Source organism: Microbacterium sp. PAMC22086 (genome assembly GCF_019443525.1).
GTDB lineage: Bacteria > Actinomycetota > Actinomycetes > Actinomycetales > Microbacteriaceae > Microbacterium > Microbacterium maritypicum.
Map to the genome: position 1 here is coordinate 2,684,777 of NZ_CP080380.1, position 17,830 is coordinate 2,702,606.

18 protein-coding genes are annotated in these 17,830 nt (G+C 68.0%); 2 read left to right on the top strand and 16 right to left on the bottom strand.

Going from position 1 to position 17,830, the window contains the following annotated elements:
- Positions 1-76: 76 nt before the first annotated feature.
- The 11 genes from KY497_RS13330 to rplU all read right to left on the bottom strand — a co-directional run bounded on the left by KY497_RS13330 (position 77) and on the right by rplU (position 7,892).
- Positions 77-361 carry a hypothetical protein gene (locus KY497_RS13330; protein WP_218682234.1) on the bottom strand — a complete coding sequence of 95 codons (285 nt, stop codon included), beginning with the start codon at positions 359-361 and terminating at the stop codon, positions 77-79.
- Positions 362-493: 132 nt separating this feature from the next.
- Positions 494-1,183 carry an SDR family oxidoreductase gene (locus KY497_RS13335; RefSeq protein ID WP_127482243.1) on the bottom strand — a complete coding sequence of 230 codons (690 nt, stop codon included), beginning with the start codon at positions 1,181-1,183 and terminating at the stop codon, positions 494-496.
- Position 1,184: 1 nt separating this feature from the next.
- Positions 1,185-1,565, bottom strand: coding sequence for a ribosome silencing factor (gene rsfS, locus KY497_RS13340; protein ID WP_218682233.1), 381 nt, complete (start codon positions 1,563-1,565; stop codon positions 1,185-1,187).
- Positions 1,565-2,764 carry a hypothetical protein gene (locus KY497_RS13345; protein WP_219869248.1) on the bottom strand — a complete coding sequence of 400 codons (1,200 nt, stop codon included), beginning with the start codon at positions 2,762-2,764 and terminating at the stop codon, positions 1,565-1,567. Before KY497_RS13345 ends, rsfS begins: the two co-directional genes overlap by 1 nt.
- Complete coding sequence (nadD, locus tag KY497_RS13350; RefSeq protein WP_055867584.1) at positions 2,761-3,366, bottom strand: nicotinate-nucleotide adenylyltransferase; 606 nt, start codon at positions 3,364-3,366, stop codon at positions 2,761-2,763. The genes KY497_RS13345 and nadD overlap by 4 nt, the downstream gene beginning before the upstream one ends.
- Positions 3,367-3,372: 6 nt before the next feature.
- Positions 3,373-3,597, bottom strand: coding sequence for a hypothetical protein (locus KY497_RS13355; RefSeq protein ID WP_021198522.1), 225 nt, complete (start codon positions 3,595-3,597; stop codon positions 3,373-3,375).
- 65 nt (positions 3,598-3,662) lie between these two features.
- Positions 3,663-4,916, bottom strand: a complete 1,254-nt coding sequence (locus KY497_RS13360) for a glutamate-5-semialdehyde dehydrogenase (protein WP_219869249.1) — start codon at positions 4,914-4,916, stop codon at positions 3,663-3,665.
- A 9-nt stretch (positions 4,917-4,925) separates the two neighbouring features.
- The gene (gene proB / locus KY497_RS13365) at positions 4,926-5,711 is read right to left on the bottom strand and encodes a glutamate 5-kinase (protein ID WP_055867577.1); all 786 of its coding nucleotides are present in this window, start codon (positions 5,709-5,711) and stop codon (positions 4,926-4,928) included.
- Positions 5,708-7,207, bottom strand: a complete 1,500-nt coding sequence (gene obgE, locus KY497_RS13370; RefSeq protein WP_055867574.1) for a GTPase ObgE — start codon at positions 7,205-7,207, stop codon at positions 5,708-5,710. The genes proB and obgE overlap by 4 nt, the downstream gene beginning before the upstream one ends.
- Positions 7,208-7,307: 100 nt before the next feature.
- Positions 7,308-7,565, bottom strand: coding sequence for a 50S ribosomal protein L27 (rpmA, locus tag KY497_RS13375; protein WP_028501603.1), 258 nt, complete (start codon positions 7,563-7,565; stop codon positions 7,308-7,310).
- A gap of 18 nt (positions 7,566-7,583) precedes the next feature.
- On the bottom strand, positions 7,584-7,892 hold the full coding sequence (gene rplU, locus KY497_RS13380; RefSeq protein ID WP_028501602.1) for a 50S ribosomal protein L21: 309 nt from the start codon (positions 7,890-7,892) through the stop codon (positions 7,584-7,586).
- A gap of 245 nt (positions 7,893-8,137) precedes the next feature.
- Between rplU and KY497_RS13385 the strand changes: the two genes are divergently transcribed.
- Positions 8,138-8,404 carry a DUF4031 domain-containing protein gene (locus KY497_RS13385; RefSeq protein WP_141386122.1) on the top strand — a complete coding sequence of 89 codons (267 nt, stop codon included), beginning with the start codon at positions 8,138-8,140 and terminating at the stop codon, positions 8,402-8,404.
- On the opposite strand, the gene KY497_RS13390 is transcribed toward KY497_RS13385, so the two are convergent.
- A complete protein-coding gene (locus KY497_RS13390) occupies positions 8,369-10,969 on the bottom strand; it encodes an Rne/Rng family ribonuclease (RefSeq protein WP_219869250.1) in 2,601 nt (866 codons plus the stop codon). The genes KY497_RS13385 and KY497_RS13390 overlap by 36 nt on opposite strands.
- 282 nt (positions 10,970-11,251) lie before the next feature.
- On the opposite strand from KY497_RS13390, the gene KY497_RS13395 reads away from it, so the two are divergent.
- A complete protein-coding gene (locus tag KY497_RS13395; RefSeq protein WP_219869251.1) occupies positions 11,252-11,869 on the top strand; it encodes a vitamin K epoxide reductase family protein in 618 nt (205 codons plus the stop codon).
- A gap of 86 nt (positions 11,870-11,955) precedes the next feature.
- Here KY497_RS13395 and ndk read toward each other — a convergent pair whose 3' ends face one another.
- Genes ndk through ileS form a run of 4 tightly spaced genes read right to left on the bottom strand, consistent with a single transcriptional unit; the run spans position 11,956 to position 17,522 of the window.
- A complete protein-coding gene (gene ndk / locus KY497_RS13400) occupies positions 11,956-12,372 on the bottom strand; it encodes a nucleoside-diphosphate kinase (protein ID WP_017830321.1) in 417 nt (138 codons plus the stop codon).
- 1 nt (position 12,373) lies between these two features.
- The gene (locus KY497_RS13405; protein WP_258185697.1) at positions 12,374-12,787 is read right to left on the bottom strand and encodes a DUF4233 domain-containing protein; all 414 of its coding nucleotides are present in this window, start codon (positions 12,785-12,787) and stop codon (positions 12,374-12,376) included.
- Positions 12,784-14,136 carry a folylpolyglutamate synthase/dihydrofolate synthase family protein gene (locus KY497_RS13410; RefSeq protein ID WP_219869253.1) on the bottom strand — a complete coding sequence of 451 codons (1,353 nt, stop codon included), beginning with the start codon at positions 14,134-14,136 and terminating at the stop codon, positions 12,784-12,786. The genes KY497_RS13405 and KY497_RS13410 overlap by 4 nt, the downstream gene beginning before the upstream one ends.
- A complete protein-coding gene (gene ileS, locus KY497_RS13415; RefSeq protein WP_219869254.1) occupies positions 14,133-17,522 on the bottom strand; it encodes an isoleucine--tRNA ligase in 3,390 nt (1,129 codons plus the stop codon). The genes KY497_RS13410 and ileS overlap by 4 nt, the downstream gene beginning before the upstream one ends.
- Positions 17,523-17,830 lie beyond the last annotated feature (308 nt).

Below are 17,830 nucleotides of genomic sequence, written 5' to 3' on the forward strand. Positions count from 1 at the left end.
AGGCGAACGACGAAGCGCACCCCTCGTTGATCGAGGGGTGCGCCTCTTCGCGGCGGCCAGCGCCTCGTGCGGTCGACTACGTCGCCAGCAGCGGCGGCCGATGGGGAATGGAGATCGGACGTGTGGCCGTGCTCGAACCACGCATCCGCTCGACGTCCTCGAGCACCTCGAAAACGGTCCCGTATCGGGTGGCGAGAGGCAGGTCGCGCAACCATGTCACTTCGACTTCTGTTTCGGCGAGCTCGTACACGCACGCGACCACGTGGCGTGGATCGTTGGGCGAGTAACGAAGGTCGTTGATCACCCACTCCGATGCCGTGATGCGATTCAGCATGAAACGCGGATCCGGAAGTTCAGACATGTGGGGGCCCTCCAGGACTCTCTCCCTAGAGAGTGCGCCACGAACCGCTGCCAGGGAAGCCCCTTGACACCACACGAGGACGGTGCCGTCGGTGGATTCGGTCGCGGCACGGGCGCGGAGAACAGCGACGACTCAGCGGCCCGGTCGCACCGTGAGGTCGGTGATCTCCGCGTCGCGAGGGAGGTCGAGCGCAGTGAGGATCGTCGTGACGACGGCCTCCGGGGTGATGAAGCGGCCGGCGTCGTACTCCTGCCCCTCCTGCTGATGCACGCGCTCCTGCATCGGAGTGGCGGTGCGCCCGGGGTAGATCGAGGTCACCCGCACGCCGTGCTGGGCCTCTTCCGCCCGCAGCGCATCGGCGAGGGCCCTGAGCCCGTGCTTCGATGCCGCATACGCCGACCATCCGGCGTTGGCACGGAGCCCGGCGCCCGAGTTCACGAACACGACCTGACCCTGAGACACGCGCAGCACCGGCAGCAGGAGGCGCGTGAGCTCCGCGGGCGCGATGAGGTTGACCGCGAGCTGCTGCTCCCAGAGTGAGGGGGCGAGGTCGGCGACGTCACCGAGATCGACGACGCCGGCGACGTGCACCAGCGAGTCGATGCGGTCGGGCAGATGCTGCTTCGACAGCGCCCACGACAGACGGCCGGGCTGTGCGAGGTCGCCGACGAGGACGGATGCGCCGGGGAGCTCTTCCGCGATCTGCCGGGCACGCCCGGCATCACGGACCAGCGCCACCACGGCGTCGCCACGGGACAGCAGTCGACGGGCGAGAACCGCGCCGATGCCGGAGCCCGCACCCGTGATCAGGTGCGTCGACATGTCAGCTGGGGTCTGCGGCGGGCTCGGCCACGTCGATCGGAACGACGGGGCAGTCCTTCCAGAGACGCTCGAGACCGTAGTAGACGCGCTCCTCCTGGTGGAAGACGTGCACGATCAGGTCGCCGAAATCGAGCAGCACCCACCGGGATTCTGCACGTCCCTCGCGTCGTACCCGCTTGTGGCCCGACTCGATCAGTCGGTCCTCGATCTCATCGGCGATCGCGGCGACGTTGCGCTCGCTGTTTCCGGTGACGAGCAGGAAGATGTCCACGAGCGGAAGCGGCTCGGAGACGTTGAGCGCAACGAGATCCTCTCCACCCTTGTCGATGGCGGCTTGTGCCGCGAGGCGCAGCATCTCTTCGGCGGTTTCAGGTGATTGCATCAGAACACATTCGTGGTGATGGCGATGATGACGACGACACCGACAGCGAGGGCGAGGCCTCCGGCGACGATCGCCAGGGTGATCATCAGCCGGTTGCCCTTCTCAGGCGCCGGCGGACGGATCACCTCGCCGGCGGGCTTGATGGTGCTGACCGCCGAGCTGGCGGCGATCGGCGTGGGGGACGACGCGGGAGGAAGCTCGCCGTCGATGAGAACAGCGTCGACGTCCTTGCCGTCGGTGGTTCCGAGAGCATGGCCCTGCGAGCCCATGCCCTGCGGCAGTTCGTATGACCCGGTGACGAGGATCTCGCCGGTGGAGGCGACGGGGCCGGAGAGCGATCCTTCGCCCGGAGACGGGGTGAAGATCAGGGCGTTCGGCGCGGAGTGCTGCGAACCGGTCGAGTCGCCCACGGTGAGCAGTTCGTCGAACGACGGGCGGAACGGCGCATGCGGGTCCGGAGCATCGGCGAGGAGCCCCTCACCGAAGGCGGGGTTGACCGTGGGGCGAACCTCGGCGTCATCGTCGTCGTCGTCATCGGCATCGTCGACGTCGGCGAGCACGTCGTCGGCATCTTCGTCGGAACCGTCGGCGCCCTCCGTCACGAGGCCGAGAGCCGAAGCCACGTCCTCGTCGTGCGCCGACTCCTCAGCCTGCTCATCAGCGACCTCGAGCGGAACTTCGCCCACCGAGTCCGCGGCGACGGATGCGCTCACGGGTGCGATGGCGACCTCGTCGTCGATGTCGTCGTCGTCGCCGGGCTCTTCGTTCCTGGTGAAGTCCGGGACACCCGACACGATCTCCGCAGGAGCGTCAGCATCGTCCGCGATGGCGGCGGTCGACTCGACGGGGTTCTCCTCCGGCGCGTGGTCGGCAGGCTGCTCCGACTCCGTGTCGTCGGAATCCTCTGCAGCATCGTCGTCGGCGATGACCGGAACCGAGGCGGTGCGGACCTTCTCCAGCTCACGTGCCTGACGACGCGTCAGGGGTGCATCGCCGTTCGCCTCGTCGGCGTTCGACGTCGGTGCCGGCGCGACCTCGACGGGTTCCACAGCACGGGGCAGCGGCGGCACGGGGGGTGCCGCCTCAGCCGCCGCAGCGGCCTCTTCGCTGGAGATGACCGGGGTCGATCCCGTCAGCCGGATCTCCCGCAGCTGCTTTCGCGTCAGCGGACCCTGCTCCTGCTGATCCGATGTACTCATGCCTTGCTCCGATACAGATGATGCTTCGCGATGTACTGAACGACCCCATCAGGGACCAGATACCAGACCGGCTGATCGTCGCGAACGCGTTCACGGCAGTCCGTCGACGAGATCGACAGCGCCGGCACTTCGAGTTGGCTGACGTTGTCGCTCGGGAGGCCGTCGGTGCTCAGGACATGTCCGGGGCGTGAGACCGCGACGAAGTGGGCCAACTCCCACAACTCATCATGGTCCCTCCAACTGAGAATTTGCGCCACGGCGTCGGCACCGGTGATGAAGAAGAGCTCCGCATCCGGACGATCGCGCTTCAGATCGCGCAGCGTGTCGATCGTGTAGGTGGGGCCCTCGCGGTCGATGTCGACGCGGCTGACCGTGAACTGCGGGTTCGAGGCGGTGGCGATCACCGTCATGAGATAGCGATGCTCGCTCGGCGAGACGCCCGACTTCTGCCACGGGTGTCCGGTCGGCACGAATACGACCTCGTCGAGACCGAGGGAGTTCGCGACTTCGCTGGCTGCGACCAGGTGGCCGTGATGGATGGGGTCGAACGTGCCGCCCATCACGCCGATGCGCGGGGTGCGCGTGGTCGCAGCGTCGTTCATGGGGGCCTAGTGGCCGTGTCCCGCCTCGTGACCGTCCTTGCCGTGCTGCGCAGCCCAGGCCTCGGCCTTCGCCGAGTGACGGTTGGCGACGTTCTTGTAGGAGAAGGTCACCAGTCCGAGGAAGGCGAACACGACCGCAGCGATGGCTCCGAAGATCACCGTTTCGAGCGCGACGTTGCCGTGGTGCTCGGTTTCGGCAGCGGCCATCGCGATCTGTGCGACGAGGTTCATCCTGACTCCGTTTCGTGGCGTGCTGTTCGGGATCCTGTGATGTACAGCGTCCCCCAGTCTAGCCCTCAGCCGCGGGTCTGCCCCGCCCCACGCGCGAGCCATTTCGTGCTGGTCAGCTCCGACAGCCCCATCGGCCCCCGCGCATGCAGCTTCTGGGTGGAGATGCCGACCTCCGCTCCGAAGCCGAACTCGCCGCCGTCGGTGAAGCGGGTCGAGGTGTTCACCATCACGACGGCTGAGTCCACCTCGGCGAGGAAGCGCTCCGCATTGCGCGAGTCGGTCGTGATGATCGATTCCGTGTGACCTGTGCTGTATCGGCGGATGTGATCGAGCGCCTCATCGAGGGAGTCGACGACCTTCATCGCGATGTCGAGGCTCAGGTACTCGGTCTCCCAGTCGTCCTCGACCGCGGGGATCACGTTGGAGACGAGACCGGCGACCATGTCGTCGCCGTGGATCGCGACCCCTTCGCTCTGCAGCGCGCTGGCCACCAGGGGGATCAGACGCGGAGCCGCCTGACGATGCACCAGAACGGTCTCCACCGCGTTGCACACGCTCGGGCGCTGGACCTTGGCGTTCACGACGATGTCACTCGCCCAGTCGTCCGGCGCCGTTTCGTCGAGGAAGATGTGGACGTTGCCCGCTCCGGTCTCGATGACGGGCACGGTCGACTCCGTGACGACCGCCTCGATGAGGCCCGCACTCCCCCGCGGGATCAGGACATCGATGAAGCCACGACCGTGCATGAGCGCCTTCGCGCCGTCACGACCGAAGTCATCCACGGTCTGGATCGCCTCGGGCGTGAGTCCAGCGTTCTGCACGGCGCTGCGCATGACGTCGACGAGGACGGTGTTGGAGTCGCGGGCGGCACTCCCGCCGCGCAGCACCACGGCGTTGCCGGAACGCAGCGCGAGCGCGGCGATGTCGACCGTCACGTTGGGGCGGGCCTCGTAGATCGCGCCGACCACACCGAACGGCACGCGCACCTGCTCGAGCGCGACGCCGTTGGGCATCCGGTGTCCGCCGACCACGCGACCGACGGGATCTGCGAGAGCGGCCACCTCGCGCACAGCCGCGGCGAGGGCCGCCACGCGCTTGTCGTCGAGACGCAGCCGGTCGATGAGCGACTCCCCGATGCCTTCCTCGCGTCCGCGGGCGATGTCGCGACCGTTCGCCTCGATGATGCGCGGCGCCGCATCCAGAAGCGACACGGCGATGGATTCGAGCACACGGGCCTTGTCATCGCTCGTGAGCGCTGCCGTGGCGCGGGAGGCCTCTTTGGCGCGCTCGAGGCGTGCCTGCGGGGTCTGGTCGGTCATCCGCCCAGTTTATGAGGTGGCCGGCTCGAACCAGGTCCCTATTTCGGCGCCGGCGAGAGCCTGCTCGACGAGGTCGGCACTGGTGACCAGCACCCCGATCCCCGACGCCGCCGCGAGGCGCGCCGCCGAGACCTTGGTGGCCGCTCCCCCGGTGCCGACGCTGTTGACGACCGTCGCTCCGAACTCGAGGCCGGTCAGGTCGGCGTCCGGGGCCACGATGTCGATCGGCTCGGCGTCGGGATCGGTCGGAGGCTTCGTGTAGAGCGACTCGATGTCGCTGAGCAGGATGAGCGCATCGGCTTCGATCAGCTGGGCGACGAGCGCACCGAGCCTGTCGTTGTCGCCGAAGCGGATCTCCTGTGTTGCGACCGTGTCGTTCTCGTTCACGATCGGCAGGGTGCGCAGCCCGAGCAGTCGCTCCATGGCGCGACGGGCGTTGGAGCGCGACGTCGGGTTCTCGAGGTCACCGGTGGTGAGGAGCACCTGCCCTGCGACGATGTCGAACGGACGCAGCGACTCCTGGTAGCGATACATCAGGATGTTCTGGCCGACGGCCGCCGCAGCCTGCTGGGTCGCGAGGTCAGTCGGTCGGGCGTCCAGCCGCAGGAACGGGATGCCCGACGCGATCGCACCCGATGACACCAGCACGACCTCGGCTCCGCGTGCATGCGCGGCAGCGAGGGCCTCGACGATGACGGGTATGCGCCAGGACGACTCACCGCTGATCGAGGAGGATCCGACCTTGACGACGATGCGGGACGCAGTGGCGAGTTCTGCGCGGGTTCGTGCTGTCACTCGCCGTCCTCGCGGTACGCGGCGAGACGCTGCGTCTCGACCTCGGCGCGGGCTTCGGCCTTGGCATCCATGCGCTCGTAGTACTGCTCGCGTCGCTCCGACGTCGTCCGTCGCGCGTTCGGGGCCAGACGGGGGTCGGTTCCACGCGGCGCACTCATCAGCTCCGCGGCCGATGTCATGGTGGGCTCCCAGTCGAAGACGATGCTGTCGCCCTCGCCGATGACGACGGTCGAGCCCTGAACGGCGCCGAGACGGAAGAGCTCGTCCTCGACACCGAGCTTCTCGAGTCGATCGGCGAGATAGCCGACGGCCTCTTCGTTCTGGAAGTCGGTCTGCTGCACCCATCGAACCGGCTTCTCACCCAGGATGCGGTACACGTTGCCGTAGGTGCCACCCTCGACACGGATGGTGAATTCCTTCTTGGAGCCGCGAGGACGGATGATGACGCGCTCCGGCGGCGTCTCGAGCGCGGCTTCGGCACGCGCCTTCTCGACGAGCTCGCCCAACGCGAAGGTGAGCGGACGCAGCCCCTCATGGGAGACCGTGGAGATCTCGAACACGCGGAACCCGCGGGCCTCGAGATCAGGGCGCACGAGCTCGGCGAGGTCGCGCGCCTCGGGGACGTCGATCTTGTTCAGAGCGATGAACTGCGGGCGCTCGAGGAGCGGCGTCTGTCCCTCGGGGACCTCGTAGGCACCGAGCTCGGCGAGGATGACGTCGAGGTCGGAGATCGGGTCACGACCGGGCTCCAGAGTCGCGCAGTCGAGCACGTGCAGCAGCGCCGAGCAGCGCTCGACGTGGCGGAGGAACTCGAGACCGAGTCCTCGGCCCTCGCTGGCGCCCTCGATCAGGCCGGGCACATCGGCGACCGTGTAGCGGAAGTCACCGACCTGCACCACGCCGAGGTTCGGGTGGAGGGTCGTGAACGGGTAATCGGCGATCTTGGGCCGGGCGGCGGAGATCGCACCGATCAGGCTCGACTTGCCGGCGGACGGGTAGCCCACGAGGGCGATGTCGGCGACCGTCTTCAGCTCGAGGATGATGTCGCCCTCGTGCCCAGGGGTGCCCAGGAGAGCGAAGCCGGGGGCCTTGCGCTTCGGGGTGGCGAGGGCGGCGTTGCCGAGCCCACCCATCCCGCCCTTGGCGACGACGAACCGCTCACCGGGGATGATCATGTCGATGAGGACTTCGCCGGCGGTGTTCTTCACCACGGTGCCGACCGGGACGGGCAGCTCGAGCGTCTCACCGAGGAACCCGGAGCGGTGGTCGCCCATGCCCGGACCGCCGTTGCCGGAGGAACGGTGCGGCGAGTGGTGATACGACAGCAACGTGCCGGTTTGAGGATCGGCGACGAGCACGACGTCGCCGCCGTCACCGCCGTTGCCTCCGTCCGGGCCGCCGAGCGGCTTGAACTTCTCGCGGTGCACGGAGACGCAGCCGTTGCCGCCCTTACCCGCACGCAGGTGCAGTGTGACGGTGTCGACGAACGTGACCATTTGCTAGTCCTCTGGGTTGCTGTGCGTTTTCGGAGGGCAGATACACGGACGGGGCGAGCCGAAGCCCGCCCCGAACCGGATATCTAGTGTCGCGCTGTGATCACTCAGCTGCGGCGACGATGTTGACGACCTTGCGGCCGCCCTTCGCGCCGAACTGGACCGCACCGGCGGCCAGAGCGAACAGCGTGTCGTCGCCGCCACGGCCGACGTTGACGCCGGGGTGGAAGTGCGTGCCGCGCTGGCGGACGATGATCTCGCCGGCGAGGACCTGCTGACCGCCGAAGCGCTTCACGCCGAGGCGCTGAGCGTTGGAGTCACGACCGTTACGGGTTGAGCTTGCGCCCTTTTTATGTGCCATGTCCTAATCCCCTCGGGCTTACTTGATGCCGGTGATCTTGACGCGCGTGAGCTCCTGGCGGTGGCCCTGACGCTTCTTGTAGCCGGTCTTGTTCTTGTACTTCTGGATGATGATCTTCGGGCCGCGGAGGTTGCCGATGACCTCAGCCGTGACCTTGACCTTCGCGAGCGAGTCAGCGTCGGTGGTCACCGTGGCGCCGTCGACGAGCAGCACTGCAGCCAGCTCGATCTTCTCGCCCTGGGCAGCCTTGACACGATCGAGCTGAACGATCGTGCCGACCTCGACCTTCTCCTGCCGCCCACCGGCGCGCACTACTGCGTAAACCACTTCATACCTGTTTCGTTGGGGAGCTCGCGGCTCCGAGATCTCACGGGAAGACTGTTGCTTGCATGCACCGCAGAACGGCGGGTGCGAACGCAAGACTCTCCGCTTCGGCCGACGAGGACGACGCGGCATACGCACCAAGGGACTACTTTACCGGATGCGGGTCTGTGTCGCAAAGCGGGCCGCCTCCGATCTGTCTGGGCGCACGCTCGAGCCCCACCCCATCGCTGCGGACGTAGGCTGACGAGGTGACCGTACTCGTCGACGACCCGCTCTGGCCCGCCCACGGACGCCTGTGGGCACACCTGGTCAGCGACGAGAGCCTCGATGAGCTGCACGCGTTCGCGCGGGCGAACGGCATCGCTCCGCGCGCGTTCGACGTCGACCACTACGACGTGCCGGAGGAGATCATCCCCCGGCTCGTCGCCGCCGGCGCTCAGCATGTGAAAGGCAAAGAGTTGGTGCGTCGCCTGATCGCCTCAGGACTCCGAGTCCGCAGCCGCGACCGGCGCTGACGGCTCGTTGTTCACCGAGACGGGAGTGCCGGTGAGCGCTGCCGTGCTCACCCGACGACGCCCTCGCCCCTGACCGGGTGCCTTCGGCTCCGGAAGGGCATCGAGAACCGAGTCGAGCAGCTGCTCAGCGGGAGTCTTCGGGCCCTTGCGGTCGCCGCCGCGCTTCTTGCGGGCCTTCTTCGGACGCTCGGCAGCTGCGGGCGCCTCCGCCGCGACGTCGACCGTCTCGGCTTCGTGCGCCGCCCCCTCGACCGTCGGAGCGATGGTCGAGGCCGCGATCTGCGCGAGAGCCGACTTGGCGCCCTCTGTGATGCTGTGGGTGACGGCCGGCGCCGCAGGAGCGCTCTGGCTCTGCCCGTTGCCGTTGCTGTTGCCGCCGTTGCCGCGCTGGCGACGACCGCTCTGCCCGTTGCCGTTGCTGTTGCCGCCCCCATTGCTGTTGCTGGAGCGGTGCTTCACGACCGGGTCGTGGTGCACGATCACGCCACGACCGGCACACACCTCGCACGCCTCGCTGAAGGTCTCCAGCAGGCCGAGGCCGAGCTTCTTTCTCGTCATCTGCACGAGGCCGAGTGAGGTGACCTCGGCGACCTGGTGCTTCGTGCGGTCGCGGCTCAGGCATTCGATCAGTCGACGCAGCACGAGGTCGCGGTTGGATTCGAGCACCATGTCGATGAAGTCGACGACGATGATGCCGCCGATGTCACGCAGACGCAGCTGGCGGACGATCTCCTCCGCAGCCTCGAGGTTGTTCTTGGTGACCGTCTCCTCGAGGTTTCCGCCGGAGCCGACGAACTTGCCGGTGTTGACGTCGACGACCGTCATGGCCTCGGTGCGGTCGATCACGAGCGAGCCGCCGGAGGGCAGCCACACCTTGCGGTCGAGCGCCTTCTCGATCTGCTCCGTGATGCGGAAAGCATCGAAGGGGTCGGTCTCGTCCTCGTAGGCCTCGACGCGCTCCAGCAGGTCGGGGGCGACGCTCTCCAGGTACGCACGGATGGTCTGCTGCGCATCTTCGCCCTGGATCAGCATCTTCGTGAAGTCCTCGTTGAAGACGTCGCGGACGATCTTCACGAGAAGGTCGGGCTCAGCGTGCAGGAGCGCGGGCGCCTGCTGGTTCTCGACCTGCTTCTGGATGTGCTCCCACTGCGAGGTGAGTCGCTGTACGTCACGGGTCAGCTGGTCTTCGGTGGCACCCTCGGCCGCAGTGCGGACGATCACGCCGGAGGACTCCGGCAGCACCTCCTTGAGGATGCGCTTGAGGCGCGCACGCTCGTTGTCGGGGAGCTTGCGGCTGATGCCGTTCATCGACCCGCCCGGCACGTAGACCAGGTAGCGGCCGGGGAGCGAGATCTGGCTCGTGAGACGCGCGCCCTTGTGTCCGACCGGGTCCTTCGTCACCTGCACGAGAACGCGGTCGCCGGGCTTGAGCGCCAGCTCGATGCGACGCGGCTGGTTGCCGGTCTCGACACCGTCCCAGTCGACCTCGCCGGAGTACAGCACGGCGTTGCGCCCGCGACCGATGTCGACGAAGGCGGCCTCCATGCTGGGGAGGACGTTCTGGACACGGCCCAGGTAGACGTTCCCGATGAGCGACGCGTCCTGGTTGCGGGCGACATAGTGCTCGACGAGCACGCCGTCCTCGAGGACGCCGATCTGGGTACGGCCGTTCTTGGACCGGACGACCATCTTGCGGTCGACCGACTCACGGCGCGCGAGGAACTCTGCTTCGGTCACGACGGGGCGACGGCGTCCGGCGTCGCGGCCGTCGCGGCGACGCTGCTTCTTCGCCTCGAGACGTGTCGACCCCTTGATGGCCTTCGGCTCGGTGATGTACTCCACGACGCGCTGACGCTGACGCGGCTCTTCACGCTGATCCTCGCCCTCGGAGCCACCGCGGCGACGACGGCCACGACCACGGCCCGCCGCGTCTTCCTGGGGCTGCTCGCGCTCGGCGATGCGGTCGAAGATGCGCTCGCGACCCGGGCGTGCGGGAAGAGGGACGACCTCCGGCGCGTAGAAGTGCAGCTGCGTGGAGACCTGGGAGACGAACACCTCGGGAAGCAGGCCGAGCGACACGGCGGTCACAGGAGCCGGAGCCTCCGGAGCCTCCTCGACGGTGGTCTCCGCGGCGGTGGTCTCCGAGGCGGTAGTCTCCTCGACGACCAGCTCGGCCACGGGCTCTGCGTCTGCCTCTGAAGAGGCAGCCGGCAGCGTCTCGGTGTCGGTGCTCACCGTCTCGGTGGTCTCCTCTGCCTCAGCGCTCGCTCCTGCAGCGGCTTCCGCGTCAGCTTCTGCTTCCGCCTGTGCATCCGCGACCGACTCGGCGGCAGCAGCAGCGTCGTCGGCAGCGGCCGCGGCGTCATCCGCAGCGGCATAGCCGGCGGCGACGTCATCGGCGGCGGCGTCCTCTGCCACCTCTGCCGCTTCGGAGAGCTCATCGCCCTCGTCCGACGACCCTGTGAGGTCGTCCGCCTCGGGAGCAGTGGGCTCCGTCAGCTCTCCCGCGGCGTCAGCCGGGAAGTCGAGGGTAGGGGCGTTGTTGTCATTGTTGTCATCGGCCATCTCTGGCTTACTCCCTGCACGGGACACTCGGTGTCCTGTGAAATCTCATGCGGTACCCGCGGGTTCCGCGAACTCACTCGGTTTGCGACCGGCTCATGGCTCTGATCGCGTGGGGCATTGGACCCCGAAGTCTGCTCGATGCGTGTCGCGGCAACGCCGTTCATCGCATCACAGGCCATTATCGCACCAAGTGGCTCCGTTCGCGGCATCCCATCACGCGCAGCGAGTTTTCTCCGGCCTGTTCTCGCCGCATCCATAGCAGTCGCTGGGATAATCCCCAGTATGAGCGAGCAGCGCACCCGCCCCGTCATCTATGCCGTCTGGCTGATCATCGCGAGTGTGGTGGGCTGGTTCGCCGCCTTCCAGCTCACGATCGAGAAGTTCGTGCTGGCGGCGAATCCGGACGCCGTGCTGAGCTGCAACGTCAGCGTCATGATCCAGTGCGGCAAGAATCTCGACTCGTGGCAGGGCGAGGTGTTCGGCTTCCCCAACCCCCTGCTCGGCATCGCCGGTTGGATGGCTCCCCTGTTCATCGGCGTCGCACTGCTCGCAGGCTCGCGCTTCCCTCGATGGTTCTGGATGACGTTCGGTGCGGGCGTCACGTTCGCCTTCGGCCTCGTGTGCTGGCTGATCTGGCAGAGCATCTACGCGCCCAACCTCGGCGTGCTCTGCCCCTGGTGCATGCTGACCTGGTCGGTCACCATCCCCACCTTCTTCGCGACGATGCTGCATCTGACCCGCAACGGCACGTTCACGAGCAACGAGAAGCTGAAGGACCGGGCGAACCGGCTGATGGTCTGGGTCCCCCTTGCGACGATCCTCGCCTACGCCGTGATCATCCTGCTCGCGCAGCTGCGCGGCCTCGACCTCCTCGGAGAGGTCATCGGCATGGTCTTCTGACCCTCGGCTGATACCGCACGGATACAGAAGAAGCCCGCCCGTCGATCCTCGGATCGACGGGCGGGCTTCTTCAGCGTGACGGGCGCTCAGTCGAACCAGATGCCGAGCTCGCGAGCTGCCGACTCGGGGCTGTCCGAGCCGTGCACGAGGTTCTGCTGCACCTTGAGTCCCCAGTCGCGACCGAAGTCGCCACGGATCGTGCCGGGGGCCGCGGTCGTCGGGTCGGTGGTGCCCGCGAGCGAGCGGAAGCCCTCGATCACGCGGTTGCCCGCGAGACGGATGGCGACCGAGGGGCCGGAGAGCATGAACTCGAGCAGCGGCTCATAGAACGGCTTGCCCTCGTGCTCTGCGTAGTGCTCGGCGAGCAGGTCGCGGTCGGGCTCGACCAGGCGGATGTCGACGAGGGCGTAGCCCTTCGCCTCGATGCGGGCGAGGATCGCGCCGGTGAGGCCGCGAGCGACACCATCGGGCTTGACGAGGACGAGGGTTTCTTCGGTGGCCATGTCATTCACTCTCTGTCTGAGTCTCGGTCGTGGGCTCGGCGGGGCGTCGTGCGTCCAATCGGGCCCCTCCGATGGTCGCATACGCCCACATGCCGCCGAAAATCAGGACGACGAGCAGGATCGACGGGACGAAGAACGCCGAAAGGGCGACGACGGCCTGGATGACCCATCCTGCGGTGAGCGCCCAGGGCTTCGTGATCATCCCGGCGATCAGGATGCAGGCGAGCGCGAGCACGGCGCCGGCGACGATCGCCCACCACTGCTCGATCCCCTCGGGAAGCTGGCGCAGCCCGAAGATCGTGAGGCCGACGAGGAAAACCACGATGGCCTCGAAGCCCAGCACGACCGGTGCGAGCTTCTGCACGAGGGTGCGCGGCGGACGTGGCCGGCGAGCAGGTGTCGCCTCGGCACTCATGCGCGCCACCCCGCCTTCCAGTCCTCGTCCTGCGCCAGCGCGATCGCCTCACCGGCGAGCACGACCGACCCCGCGATGATCACCGCGCGCCGGTCGGAGGATGCGGCCCACTCACGCGCGGCGTCGGCGGCATCGGCGAGCGAGTGGTGCACGGTCGCGCGCTGTCCGTTCTGCTCGACGAGGTCGGCGATCGCGTCCGCGTCGCTCGCGCGGTCGGAATCCGGAGCGGTGGCGAACACGTGCGCCGCGGTGGGAGCCAGCTCAGCGACGATACCGGCGGCGTCCTTGTCGGCGAGCACACCGAGCACCAGACCCCACTCGTCGAAGTCGAAGCTGTCGTCCAGCGCCTGAGCGAGCGCCTTGGCGCCGTGCGGGTTGTGCGCGGCGTCGACGATCACGGTCGGGGCGATGCCGAGCAGCTGCAGCCTTCCGGGCGAGGTGCTCTCCTGCAGGCCTGCCGTGACGATGTCCGCGGCGATGCGCTGGGTGGCCCCGCCGATGAGCGACTCGACGGCGGCGACGGCGAGAGCGGCGTTGTGCCCCTGGTGCGCACCGTAGAGCGGGAGGTACTCCTCGGCGTACTCCCCCGCCAGGCCGCGGATCGTGAGCAGCTGCCCACCGACCGCGAGCTTCTGCTCGGTGAGACCGAACTCCTCGCCCTCGAAGGCGATGGTCGCGTTGCGCTCCGCCGCCACCCGACGCAGCACCTCGGCCGCCTCGGCGGGCTGCTGGGCCGACACCGCGGCCGCGCCCTCCTTGATGATGCCGGCCTTGACCTCGGCGATCTCGGCGATCGTGCTGCCGAGACGGTCAGCGTGGTCGATGTCGATCGGGGCGAACACCGCCACGTCGCCATCGGCCGTGTTCGTGGAATCCCACTCGCCACCCATGCCGACCTCGAGGACGAGCACGTCGACAGGGGCGTCCGCGACGGCCACGAAGGCGAGCACGGTCAGCAGTTCGAAGAAGGTCAGCGGGGCCTCTCCCGCCGCTTCGAGCTCGGCGTCCACGATCCCGACGAACGGCTCGATCTCATCCCAGGCGTCGGCGACGGCCTCGTCCGCGATCGGCTCGCCGTCGATCATGATGCGCTCGGTGAAGCGCTCCAGGTGGGGACTCGTGAACAGTCCGGTGCGCAGATCATGCGCCCGCAACAGGCTGTCGATCATCCGCGCGGTCGACGTCTTGCCGTTCGTGCCCGTGATGTGCACAACGCGGTAGGTGCGCTGCGGGTCGTCGAGGAAGGCGAGGATGCGGGCGGTGCGCTCCTTGCGGGGCTGCACCCAGCGCTCTCCCGCGCGGCTCAGAAGGGCTTCGTAGACGGCATCGGCCCGGTCGGCGGCGCTCATGCTGCTGCTCCCATCCTGGTGACGGCGATCGTGAAGTCACCGGCGTTCGCATAGGTACCGGCGGGGATGACGGCGGAGAACTCGGGCGTCACTGCCGCGGCGGCGGCGAGCACCGTCCCGTGTCCGAAGATCGAGTCGCCCTGCGCGTCGATCACGAAGTACTCCTCGGCCAGGGTCTCCGCCGCGATCCCGGCGAGGTCGAAGGCGGAGACGACAGCCGCGGTGTCCACGTCGTCCTGGAACCGGAGCACCAGCTGGATGCGATCGCTGACGTCGAAGTCGGCGTTCTTGCGGGTCTCCTGCACGGCGCGGATCACATCGCGGGCGAGACCCTCGGCTTCCAGCTCCGGGGTCGTCGTCGTGTCGAGCAGCACGAAGCCGCCGGTGGGGACGATGGCGAGAGCCTCTCCCTCCGGGCGGCCCGTGGTCTCGAGCACGAGCTCGTACTCCGAGGGTTCGAGCACGATGCCGCCCGCGGTCACGACGCCGGAGACCTCGCTCCAGTCTCCCGAACGCGCAGCCTGGATGGCCTTCTGCACGTCCTTGCCCAGACGCGGCCCCGCCGCGCGGGCGTTGACGCTGAGGCGGTGGGCGATGCCGTACTCCGTCGCCGTGTCATCGGCGAGCGGGACGAGCTCCACCGACTTCACGTTCAGCTCCTCGCGGAGGATGTCCTCGAACTGGCCGAGCGACGCCGCCAGCGGCGACACCACGGTGAAGCGGGCGAGCGGGAGGCGCACGCGCAGCTTCTCCTTCTTGCGCAGAGCATTGCCGACGCTCGACAGCTCGCGTACTGCGTCCATCGCGTCGCGGATCTCGTCCGCCGCCGGGAACTGCGCCGCGTCGGGCCAGTCGGTCAGGTGCACGCTGCGTCCGCCGGTGAGGCCCTGCCACACGCGCTCGCTGACGAGCGGTACGAGAGGCGCCGCGACACGGGTGAGCGTCTCGAGCACGGTGTAGAGCGTGTCGAAGGCCTCGCGGCTCTTCGGGTCTTCCGTCACGCCGGTCCAGAAGCGGTCGCGCGAGCGCCGGATGTACCAGTTGGTGAGCACCTCGGCGAAGTCACGCAGACGCGCGGACGCGGTGGTGGAGTCGAGGCCCTCGAGGTCGGCGCGCACCTCGCGGACGAGGTCGCCCAGACGCGCCAGGATGTAGCGGTCGAGCACATCGGTGGAGTCGGTACGCCAGGAGGCCTCATATCCGTCGGTGCCGGATGCATTGGCGTAGGTCGCGAAGAAGTACCACGAGTTCCACAGCGGCAGCAGGAATTCGCGGACGCCCGAGCGGATGCCCTCCTCGGTGACAGCGAGGTTGCCTCCGCGCAGCACCGAGCTCGACATCAGGAACCAGCGCATCGCGTCGGAGCCGTCGCGGTCGAGCACCTCGGAGACGTCGGGGTAGTTGCGCAGCGACTTCGACATCTTGTAGCCGTCGCTGCCGAGCACGATGCCGTGGCAGCTGACACCCGTGAACGCGGGGCGATCGAACAGCGCGGTCGACAGCACGTGCATGACGTAGAACCATCCGCGGGTCTGCCCGATGTACTCGACGATGAAGTCGGCCGGCGAGTGCGAGTCGAACCACTCCTGGTTCTCGAACGGGTAGTGCACCTGCGCATAGGGCATCGAGCCCGAGTCGAACCACACGTCGAAGACGTCTTCGATGCGGCGCATCGTGCTCTTGCCGGTGGGGTCGTCGGGGTTCGGGCGCGTGAGGTCGTCGATGTACGGCCGGTGCAGGTCGATCTCGCCCTCGGGGTTGCGCGGCAACGTGCCGAAGTCGCGCTCGAGCTCCTCCAGCGAGCCGTAGGCGTCGACACGCGGGTACTCCGGGTCGTCGCTCTTCCAGATCGGGATCGGTGAACCCCAGTAGCGGTTGCGGCTGATCGACCAGTCGCGCGCGCCCTCGAGCCACTTGCCGAACTGCCCGTGCTTGACGTTCTCCGGCACCCACGTGATCTGCTCGTTGTTCGCGAGCAGGTCGTCCTTGATGTCCGTCACGCGGATGAACCAGCTCGAGACGGCCTTGTAGATCAGGGGGTTCCGGCAGCGCCAGCAGTGCGGGTAGGAGTGCTCGTAGCTCTGCAGGCGGATCAGACGACCGTTGTCGCGGATCAGGCGCACGAGCGGCGTGTTCGCCTCCATCCACAGCTCGCCCGCCACATCGGTGACGTTCGGGAGGAAGCGTCCGCCGTCGTCGAGGGACAGGATCGTGGGGATCCCGGCGGCGCCGGCGACCCGCTGGTCGTCCTCACCGTAGGCCGGGGCCTGGTGGACGATGCCGGTGCCGTCGCTGACGGTGACGTAGTCGTCGACCAGGATGCGCCAGGCGTTCTCGGTCCCGTAGGTCTCGGTGTCGGCGTAGTAGTCGAACAGCCGGTCGTACGTCACATCCTGCAGCTCGGCGCCGCGGACCGTGGCGTCGACGGCCGCGAGAGCCTCTTCGGTGCTCTCGTAGCCGAGGTCCTTGGCGTATCCGCCGACGAGCTGACGGGCGAGCAGGTAGCGGTGCGCGGAGGACTCGATAGCGGCATCCGTGGTCCCTGCGGCCTGGTGCACGTCGGCCGCACCGTTCGGACCGGCGGGGAGCACGACGTACTCGATCTCCGGGCCCACGGCGAGCGCGAGGTTGGTCGGCAGGGTCCAGGGCGTGGTCGTCCAGGCGAGGGCGCGGACGCCGGTGAGACCGAGCGCTTCCGCCTTGGCTCCCGTCAGCGGGAAGGTGACCGTGACGGACGGGTCCTGACGCATCTGGTAGACGTCGTCGTCCATGCGCAGCTCGTGGGCGCTGAGCGGAGTCTCATCGCGCCAGCAGTACGGCAGCACGCGGTATCCCTCGTAGGCGAGGCCCTTGTCGTAGAGGGTCTTGAACGCCCACAGCACGCTCTCCATGTAGCCGAGGTCGAGTGTCTTGTACCCGCGCTCGAAGTCGACCCAGCGCGCCTGACGGGTGACGTAGTCCTGCCACTCGTGCGTGTAGGTCAGGACCGAGCTCTTCGCCTTCGCGTTGAAGACGTCGATGCCCATCTCCTCGATCTCGGCCTTCTCGGTGATCCCGAGCTGCTTCATGGCCTCGAGCTCGGCCGGCAGCCCGTGCGTGTCCCACCCGAAGACACGATCGACCTTGTGGCCGGTCATGGTCTGGAAGCGCGGGAACACGTCCTTCGCGTACCCGGTGAGCAGGTGGCCGTAGTGCGGCAGGCCGTTCGCGAACGGAGGCCCGTCGTAGAACACCCATTCGGGTGAGCCCTCACGCTGCGCGATCGAGGCGCGGAAGGTGTCGTCCGTCTTCCAGAACGCGAGCACCTCCTCCTCGATCTGCGGGAAGCGGGGGCTGGGCGCGACGGAATCGGCGGCGGGGCCGAAGGAGGAACGGGGGTAGGTCATCGTGTCTCGCAGTGGTCGTCGTGGCGGATGCTCCTGCGAGGACGATCCTCGCGGACCGCGGTACCACCTCGCGTGCCACGCCTTACGACGCGACCACTCTCACTGCGGCTGTGACGGGCCTGCCCCGCTCGGTTCTACTGAGCGCTTCCCGAAGGCGACGCCGTTCTTCCGAGAGCTCCCCGGTGATGGCCGGATCGATACTCGTGTGTCCAGTGTACGCGTGCGTACACCCTCAGGACGCTCCTCTGCTCTCCTGGCCCCGGCCTCCCGCGCGCCGGGAGCGATGTCGCCGGCGCACCCTACGCTCG

Bases quoted from the DNA above. Each gene is read 5' to 3' on its own strand.
- KY497_RS13330 (WP_218682234.1), bottom strand. From the start codon at position 361: ATGTCTGAACTTCCGGATCCGCGTTTCATGCTGAATCGCATCACGGCA.
- KY497_RS13335 (WP_127482243.1), bottom strand. From the start codon at position 1,183: ATGTCGACGCACCTGATCACGGGTGCGGGCTCCGGCATCGGCGCGGTT.
- rsfS (WP_218682233.1), bottom strand. From the start codon at position 1,565: ATGCAATCACCTGAAACCGCCGAAGAGATGCTGCGCCTCGCGGCACAA.
- KY497_RS13345 (WP_219869248.1), bottom strand. From the start codon at position 2,764: ATGAGTACATCGGATCAGCAGGAGCAGGGTCCGCTGACGCGAAAGCAG.
- nadD (WP_055867584.1), bottom strand. From the start codon at position 3,366: ATGAACGACGCTGCGACCACGCGCACCCCGCGCATCGGCGTGATGGGC.
- KY497_RS13355 (WP_021198522.1), bottom strand. From the start codon at position 3,597: ATGAACCTCGTCGCACAGATCGCGATGGCCGCTGCCGAAACCGAGCAC.
- KY497_RS13360 (WP_219869249.1), bottom strand. From the start codon at position 4,916: ATGACCGACCAGACCCCGCAGGCACGCCTCGAGCGCGCCAAAGAGGCC.
- obgE (WP_055867574.1), bottom strand. From the start codon at position 7,207: ATGGTCACGTTCGTCGACACCGTCACACTGCACCTGCGTGCGGGTAAG.
- rpmA (WP_028501603.1), bottom strand. From the start codon at position 7,565: ATGGCACATAAAAAGGGCGCAAGCTCAACCCGTAACGGTCGTGACTCC.
- KY497_RS13390 (WP_219869250.1), bottom strand. From the start codon at position 10,969: ATGGCCGATGACAACAATGACAACAACGCCCCTACCCTCGACTTCCCG.
- KY497_RS13395 (WP_219869251.1), top strand. From the start codon at position 11,252: ATGAGCGAGCAGCGCACCCGCCCCGTCATCTATGCCGTCTGGCTGATC.
- ndk (WP_017830321.1), bottom strand. From the start codon at position 12,372: ATGGCCACCGAAGAAACCCTCGTCCTCGTCAAGCCCGATGGTGTCGCT.
- KY497_RS13405 (WP_258185697.1), bottom strand. From the start codon at position 12,787: ATGAGTGCCGAGGCGACACCTGCTCGCCGGCCACGTCCGCCGCGCACC.
- KY497_RS13410 (WP_219869253.1), bottom strand. From the start codon at position 14,136: ATGAGCGCCGCCGACCGGGCCGATGCCGTCTACGAAGCCCTTCTGAGC.
- ileS (WP_219869254.1), bottom strand. From the start codon at position 17,522: ATGACCTACCCCCGTTCCTCCTTCGGCCCCGCCGCCGATTCCGTCGCG.